The 859-nt window shown below is 60.3% G+C and carries 1 protein-coding gene; it reads left to right on the forward strand.

Translation table 11 applies throughout. The features are described 5' to 3' along the window. Nucleotides 1-859: condensation domain-containing protein (locus tag ATN38_RS11495; RefSeq protein ID WP_256931757.1), on the forward strand; the 859-nt coding region annotated here is incomplete at both ends.

Below are 859 nucleotides of genomic sequence, written 5' to 3' on the forward strand. Positions count from 1 at the left end.
GACTTCTGGCGGAACGCTCTCGACGCAATACCGTCGGTGATCGATCTGCCGCTGGACCGACCTCGTCCCGTGGAAGCCTCCGGCCGTGGAGCCATGTTCTCGGCCCATCTGAGCCCCGAGGTGAACGCGCAACTGGAGAAGGTCGCGCGTGACAACGGCGCTACGTCGTTCATGGTGTTGCATGCCGCGCTCGCTGTTGTGCTTTCGCGCTACAGCGGTGAATACGACGTAGTTGTGGGAACTCCTGTTGCGGGCCGAGGAGAACGTGCACTCGACGATCTGGTCGGCATGTTCGTCAACACCCTCGCACTACGTTCCGTGGTGTCGCCCGGCGCTCGGTTCGCGGAATTGCTCGAATCGGTTCGAGAATTCGACCTCCAGGCGTTCGCGAACGCCGACGTTCCGTTCGAGCGCCTGGTCGAGGTACTCGATCCGGTTCGTTCGCAGTCGTACTCGCCCATTTTCCAGGTCAGTTTGACCCTGCAGAACATCGCATTGACCGAACTCGAGTTCGACGGCATACGTATCGCCGAAGTCGACAACGTCGTGACCACTACACAGTTCGACCTGGACTTCGTGTTCAACGAAGCACTCACCGCCGACGGGTCTCGCGGGGGTCTGGACCTACATCTGACCTATGCCACCGATCTCTTCGACGAGGCAACCGCAGCGCGATTGGTCGATGCATACGTCGCAGTGGTGAGCGCTGCAGTGGCGGACACCTCCACCATCGTCGAGATGTTCGAGGTGGAGTCTGTGGTGGAGCGTGGGTTGGTGTTGGGGGGTGTGAATGAGACGGATCGTTGTGTTGAGGATGTGACGTTGGCGGATTTGGTGGCGGCTTCGGTTGAGGTGTCGT

The organism is Rhodococcus sp. FH8 (genome assembly GCF_019266085.1).
Taxonomy (GTDB): Bacteria; Actinomycetota; Actinomycetes; order Mycobacteriales; family Mycobacteriaceae; genus Rhodococcus_F; species Rhodococcus_F qingshengii.